The sequence below is a fragment of the Ureibacillus chungkukjangi genome (assembly GCF_003217295.1).
GTDB classification, from domain to species: Bacteria; Bacillota; Bacilli; order Bacillales_A; family Planococcaceae; genus Ureibacillus; species Ureibacillus chungkukjangi.
Genome location: NZ_QJTJ01000056.1, coordinates 1 through 6,570, shown reverse-complemented (window position 1 = coordinate 6,570; position 6,570 = coordinate 1). Strand labels below are relative to the sequence as shown.

The following is a 6,570-nucleotide window of genomic DNA, read 5'->3' as shown; positions in this document are numbered from 1 at the left end:
CTACTACCAATTTAGTATAAAGGATAAGGGTTATTTTTGGCGAAAGTGTTCAATCTTATTTAGCGATATCTGTCCATTTTATTTTAGCGTTTACAAAAGGCTTCTAAAGCAGATGTTAGTCAATTAGCAGTTTTAATGGGAGAATTAGGGTATCCAACAACTACTGAAGAAATGGAACATCGCTTTTCAAAGATAAATTCTAATTCTATGTATAACACGCTAGTGGCTGAAGAAAGTGGTGTTATTGTTGGTATGATTGGTATGATATTAGGTTTTCTTTATGAAAAAAATGATAACTATGTACGAGTTGTTGCCTTAGTAGTTGATTCGAATTCTAGAAAACAAGGAATTGGTGAAAAACTTATTGAAAAAGCAGAAGAATGGGCTAAGGAACATGGAGCTAATGGAATAGTGTTAAACAGTGGAAATCGAAGTGAAAGAAAAGATGCTCATCAATTTTATCTAAAACGAGGGTTTCAAGGAAAATCAACAGGCTTTGTCAAAACATTAACCTAAATGCTCGTTATAATGTAACCGGTGAGTTATCAAATTTATTGAAACAAAATTATATGAATTTGCTGAGTACCTGAATATTAAATGCAGTTATAGGGCTATTTAATTGAATAAGACTACAAAGAATTTTTTGATAAAAGGCTTATGGATTAGGTGAGTGAATCGTACCACAAGTAGTGGTACAACAGTAAGTTGAGGTTGTGCTTGATAAAGTTCTAAAAAAATCACTTTAAAGAAGTGTACATGAATATAAAATTTATCTGTTGGAAAGAAAAACAAAAAAGAATTACCAATTTTATTTAAATGGTAATTCTTTTTTATAATCTTATTTATTCTTTTTATCTCTTTCTTGCATTTTTCTAATATTATCTGAGTGGTAAGGGGAATTATTAACTTCATTAACCACACTAAATGGGTTACCGTCCAAGTCAAAGAAATCAAAAAATTTCATTCCACCAAAATCATCTATTTCGGTAGTAACTATGCCATTTTGTTTAAATTGTTGATGGGCATTTCCAATATCATCAACGACAAAATTAAAATAGGAATTCTTCTGGTCCCCCTTGATAATAAACTCAGTAGGTTGAGGGGATTCAACTTTTACCAAGGCTAATTGGGCTGTTCCAGTTGGTAAATAAAAGCCGGCACCATCTCCCCAACTATCGATTATCTTTACACCAAGAAACTTTACATACCAATCTGTAGATTTTTCAATGTCTGTAACCGGAATAAAAATACTACCTACTTTAAACATAATCTTCCTCCTGCAAATGAAATTCTTCCTTATAACGAATATAATAGTGTAAAAGTTACACTTACATATGAATTTTAATAAAAAGATGAAAAATATGGTTTTTGAAAATCTAGAGATTGAGATTAAGAAGCTTTATAAATATTGCCAAAAGTTGTCAGGGTCACCTTGGACAGCCGAAGATCTAGTTCAAGAAACAATGATAAAGGTTTATAGATTAAAAAAGACAGATCCGAATAGAAAGTTCAACTTCTCTTTCCTATGTACTGTGGCTAAAAATCTTTTTATTGACGAAAAAAGAAAAAGTAAAGAAGTAATTCATTTTAACGAGGACTTTTATGGAGAAGTAATGATTCAATAGAAAACTAGTTTAATTGAAATTTTACTTACAACTTTACCATTGAAACAGGCTATGCTGATTACCTTGAAAGATGTATTTGGGTACACTTCAAAAGAAATAGCGTCAATGTTAAGAGTGAGTAATGAATCTATTAAAACTGCACTTCATCGCTCTAGAAAGAAACTAAAATTTAAAAATAGTAATATAGATTTGGAATATCTTACCCCTAATCATGAAATTATTATAGCACTCTCTCAAAAGCAATACAGAAATCTAAGCCAATGCAAATATTTTATTTTTATCGACTACTGTAAACGAAAAATTTTCAGGTAAGAAGAAGTTCTGTGCATACCGTATTCCATGTTGTAGATCCGGATGGAAATATTTTAGAAATTATATCATAGTAATAGGAATTATATTCATACAAACACAACATGTTACAATACTATATGTTTTACCACAAATGAACTGAACCATATCTTAAATAATGATATTCAACAATCGGGCGCAATTCTTCAATAAGAAAATCGCGTATTTGCGTTATAGGGCCATATTGTGCGGTTAATTAGGTTGCTATAAATGGATAATTTTGTTAAAGTTCATAGATATCGAGTTATTAACTTTGTATAAATAATTGAATAGGAGTGGATAAAAATGTTGGATAGGTTAAAAGATGCAATTCGATCAAAGGAATTAATTTGTACTAGTTGTAGTAAAAAAATCGAAGAAGGTCAACGTTTCACTGCTACCTTAACAATGCCTTCTGAAAAAGATATGTTAGTATCACGCTTAGATAATGCAATTGCAAGAACTGCTGATAGTGTAGTGTGTGAAAGATGTAAATAAGGGCTATATAAGTTAGTTCTCTAAAGTTAAACAACATTATATTTTATAAATTTTGATCTTCAACAATCGGGCGCTTTCCTTGAATAAGGAAATCATGTTTCATGTATAATGGATAGTAAAAAAATGTAAAGAAGAAGAGGGAGATGGGGAGTAATATATGAAAAGAATATTAGTTTACTTAAGTCTTCTATTTATTCTTATTGCTTGTTCAAATGAGCAGGAAGACAACTCAACAAGCGATGTTTATATTACAAAAGCGTTTATAGAAGAAAATGCAGAAATTGGTTTAACTTTTAACGAAGTAAGAGAGAGGTTTGGAACAGAGGTGCTCTCTGTTTTTGGTGAAGGGATGGATAATTGGCTGTACGATTCCGCTCAATATAGCGATTTCAAGTACGATAGAACAATTGAAGTTGTAGCTTTTGATGAGATTCTATCCGGCGATCTTGAATATCAATTATACATAAATTTTAGGGAAGAAAAGGCACTTATGTACTCTTACTTTTATTTAGGGGAAGACGGAAAAGTATGGCAATATCAAATAAATCCTTATAATGAACCTTTAGATATTCCTGTAAGTAATTAAAGGTGATTTAAATTGAATAACGTTCTTCAACAATCTGGCGCAGTACCTTTCAGAAGATGAATTTGGGTTCTTTTTGTATTTTAGGGCCAGATTGTTGGGTAAATATTTGTTGGTATAGTATTAATGAAGGCGAGCCATTTCATAAGTAATTGATGATTCTAAAAAATAAAGGCAGAAATCAAGTGGGATTTCTGCCTTTAATCTATTGTTTTCATGGAATTTTAAAAAGAAGACATGCCAAGTCCATGGTCTGTAATACTAATGATAGTATGCTTACTTTTAATGACTATTGAACGCGGGCAAATCCAAATCCTGAAGCGTAGTCATCGCCTGTAGTAGCACCATAACCACCTTTAATATCTACTGTTTTTGCTCTCGTTTGTAAGTTGGAACGTAGCTGCGTGTGAGACCATGACGGATTTTCAGCCCAAATTTTTGCTGCTAAACCAGAGACATGAGGAGTAGCCATTGATGTGCCGCTAATTGTATTATAACCGCCATTATACCATGTAGAATAAACTGATGAGCCAGGAGCTGAGATTTCAATATCTCCTTGCTGGATTACATAATCTCCATCTGTAGAGCCATAACCACGTGAAGAGTAATTAGCTACACGGTACGTCCCATTTTGTTGTACATTTTCTAAAGCTGCAACGGCGATTGCATTTGTTAATGCTCCTGGATAACCAATTGTACCTTCCGAGTAGCCGGAATTACCAGCTGCTGCAACTACTAAAACTCCTTTGCTGTAAGCATAATTAACAGCACTTGATATTAGGCTGTCATTGCCTGAAGAACCTAGGGACATACTGATGATTGTTTTGGTACCAGTAGATGTTGATTGATCTGCTGCGTGTCGGATAGCAGCAGCAATATCGTCTGAGTAGCCGGATCCTTTATCGTTTAACACTTTGTAAGCCCAAAGATCTGCAGCTGGAGCGACACCGTAAACGCCACTTTTATCGCTTCCCCCATCAGCTAATGCTGTACCGGCAACGTGTGTACCGTGACCGTTTTTGTCTGTACAGCTATTGTTAGTAGGTGTTGTAGCAGTTGTAAAGTCTTTACATTGTTCTACGTTATTGACAAGGTCAGTATGAGTAGTGTTTGCACCCGTATCGAGCACTGCGATATTAATGCCACTTCCTCCAGATGTAGATGTTAAAGTGCTATTGTTGTAAATTGCTTTAATTCCCCAAGGGATTTGTTGAGAGGCCCTCGCAGTAATTGCAAAATCCGATTTTTTACTTTCTATCATATTATCTTTTTCTAAGTCTATCGTATCTAAGGTAACAACAGGAACTTTTGTAACTGTAACATTTTTATTCTTCTGTAATGCTTCGAATTGTTTCTCATTCATATCAGTTGAAAATCCATTCTCTGTTAATTCCCAACGAATAGAATATTGACTTTTTAATACTGATTTTGCTGATTTGTTGTTTGCCTCAACGTAGACGCGGAACTTTTCCTGATTAATGTTATTTTCTGAGTAATCTTCGCTGTTATTCATAGTTGTCGCGTACGCCGGATTTATTATCGATCCGGCAAGCAATAGACCAAGTAACGTACTTTTCATTTTTTTCATCTGTCCTAACCCCTTTTCAAATTAAGTTATCGTATTACAATTTAAATCTAACATACTATTAATTTTTTGATTATTGGGAAATTTTAAGTATAATAGATATAAAAAAGGTAATTCTAGGAAGGAGGTTAGTAGAATGAAAATGGGTTCATTAATTAAGTACTATCGAACAAAGCTAGGAATGACACAGAATTCGGTGGCAATGGGGATTTGCTCAATTCCTCATTTAAGTAAAATTGAGAATAATAATAAAGAAGCAAATAGTGAGACAATACGTTTATTGCTCGAAAGATTAAATATTAATATTCAAGATGTAGAAAATAGTGAGCAAAATATTATGCGGTTATTAAATGATTTACAAAAACAGATAAATTACCTAGAGAATGAGAGAGTAAAAGAGACACTAGATAAATTAAAAGAATACGAAGAAATAATTTGTTTTACGGAATCTATTTATTTATATGAACTTTATAAATTACGTTACTATGTGTTTGTTAACGAGCATAAATTAGCAGAAAATCAATTAAGATGGCTAAATGCCCACCGAAAGAATTTTTCCCAACATGAAAGGTATTTACATTCATATTATTACGCATTAGTTTTAATAACAAAGGGTAAATACGAGGAGGCAGCTACAGAACTTAATAAAATACTTCAAATACATCCAGAACTAGGGTCACTAGAAGGAGAGTTTTACTACCATTTCGCTTTAATAAAAGGACGTTTAGAAGAACCAAGCCAGGCAATTATATATGGGAAAAAAGCTCTTCAATTCTATAAAGATCAGTTTAATTTTAAAAGAATTGTTTATACATTAATTTCTCTGGCACTCAATTACTCTCGAGGAAAAGTGTTTCATGAAGCAATCGAAATCTATGAACATCTATTGAGAAATGTGGAACTATTACAGCAACATCAGCTTTTACCTGCCGTATATCACAATTTGGGGGATTTGTACCAAATGAAAGGGGAATATGAAAATGCATTGATTCACTTTGAAAAAAGCGCCTCGTTAATGTCGAAGGACTCAGATCATTATCTGCTTTGCTTATATAACTTAGGTATTACACAGTTTCGCGTAGAGCAAGTGGAGAAGAGTATTAATACCTTTAGTGTTCTAAAGGCAGAAGCAAAACTTAAGAAAAAGTTAAGTTTTAATTTATTCGCTACTTTTTATTTATATTTGGTGGGAGAAGAAAAAAAGAAAGCAATGGATTTTTTAGAAGGGAGGTTAATTCCATATACAGCAAATAATGAAGAATTAAAAGAAATGCACCAACAATTTTCTTATTTATTAGGAGAGTATTATCGACAAGAAAAAATGTTTGAGAAAGCTATGCAATTTATCTGAATCTAAAGGAGAATATAAATATGAAAAAAAATGCTAGATTGTCAATCTTACTAGTGAGTGTTGCATTATTAACGCTGTATATTCCAATTCATCCACCGGTTTTATAAAAATATAAAGTAATATTTCAGTTAAATAATTTCGGTATAGAATAGTAAGCCTTGTAAGCGCCACATATAACACACCTTCTACTAAATAGCCGTATATGAGGCATTCCTGATATCAAATCTTAAGTTTATTTAATATTAAGTTGATTAAACTTCGATTCAACAAATCAATATAAGCCATTTAGCAGCTATTATTTAGGTTGCTGAATGGTTTTTTATGGTTAGCATTTAGTACTTGAACTAGTTAAGATGCTAATACCCGTATCTGGAATCAAAAGGGTTCGTTCTTATCGGTTGAACGTTCAGGTTGAACGCCCAATCTGAATAATAGCCTGAAAAATTTCACTTAATTAGGAAATAGGATAAAAAGTAGCCTAAATAGAAGGAGAGATTCCGCCTATCGAGTCAAGTCCTAGTTATTGTGTAAATTCAATACAGATGTTTTCAACTATATTTTGTGGGCATGTAAACCAACCCCCACTACATTTTTCATCCTT

General features: G+C 32.6%; 8 protein-coding genes. 6 read left to right on the top strand and 2 right to left on the bottom strand.

From position 1 onward, the window contains the following. Positions 1-135: 135 nt before the first annotated feature. Positions 136-516 carry a GNAT family N-acetyltransferase gene (locus BJ095_RS18540; RefSeq protein WP_107937921.1) on the top strand — a complete coding sequence of 127 codons (381 nt, stop codon included), beginning with the start codon at positions 136-138 and terminating at the stop codon, positions 514-516. Positions 517-838: 322 nt separating this feature from the next. Here the strand turns inward: BJ095_RS18540 and BJ095_RS18535 are convergent, their stop codons facing one another. Next, positions 839-1,267: a VOC family protein gene (locus tag BJ095_RS18535; protein WP_107937920.1), complete on the bottom strand. Its 429-nt coding sequence runs from the start codon at positions 1,265-1,267 to the stop codon at positions 839-841. A gap of 67 nt (positions 1,268-1,334) precedes the next feature. Between BJ095_RS18535 and BJ095_RS19325 the strand changes: the two genes are divergently transcribed. From BJ095_RS19325 to BJ095_RS18520, 4 genes are all read left to right on the top strand, one after another. Further along, positions 1,335-1,625 carry a sigma factor gene (locus BJ095_RS19325; protein ID WP_235867714.1) on the top strand — a complete coding sequence of 97 codons (291 nt, stop codon included), beginning with the start codon at positions 1,335-1,337 and terminating at the stop codon, positions 1,623-1,625. Between the two features lie 51 nt (positions 1,626-1,676). Beyond that, positions 1,677-1,937, top strand: coding sequence for an RNA polymerase sigma factor (locus BJ095_RS19320; RefSeq protein WP_235867715.1), 261 nt, complete (start codon positions 1,677-1,679; stop codon positions 1,935-1,937). 321 nt (positions 1,938-2,258) lie between these two features. Next, complete coding sequence (locus BJ095_RS18525) at positions 2,259-2,450, top strand: hypothetical protein (protein ID WP_107935121.1); 192 nt, start codon at positions 2,259-2,261, stop codon at positions 2,448-2,450. Positions 2,451-2,607: 157 nt separating this feature from the next. Then, on the top strand, positions 2,608-3,036 hold the full coding sequence (locus BJ095_RS18520) for a PhoU family transcriptional regulator (RefSeq protein WP_107937883.1): 429 nt from the start codon (positions 2,608-2,610) through the stop codon (positions 3,034-3,036). A 286-nt stretch (positions 3,037-3,322) separates the two neighbouring features. On the opposite strand, the gene BJ095_RS18515 is transcribed toward BJ095_RS18520, so the two are convergent. Beyond that, positions 3,323-4,621: a S8 family peptidase gene (locus BJ095_RS18515; RefSeq protein ID WP_107937884.1), complete on the bottom strand. Its 1,299-nt coding sequence runs from the start codon at positions 4,619-4,621 to the stop codon at positions 3,323-3,325. A 133-nt stretch (positions 4,622-4,754) separates the two neighbouring features. Between BJ095_RS18515 and BJ095_RS18510 the strand changes: the two genes are divergently transcribed. Beyond that, on the top strand, positions 4,755-5,969 hold the full coding sequence (locus BJ095_RS18510) for a helix-turn-helix domain-containing protein (protein ID WP_107937885.1): 1,215 nt from the start codon (positions 4,755-4,757) through the stop codon (positions 5,967-5,969). Positions 5,970-6,570: the final 601 nt, after the last annotated feature.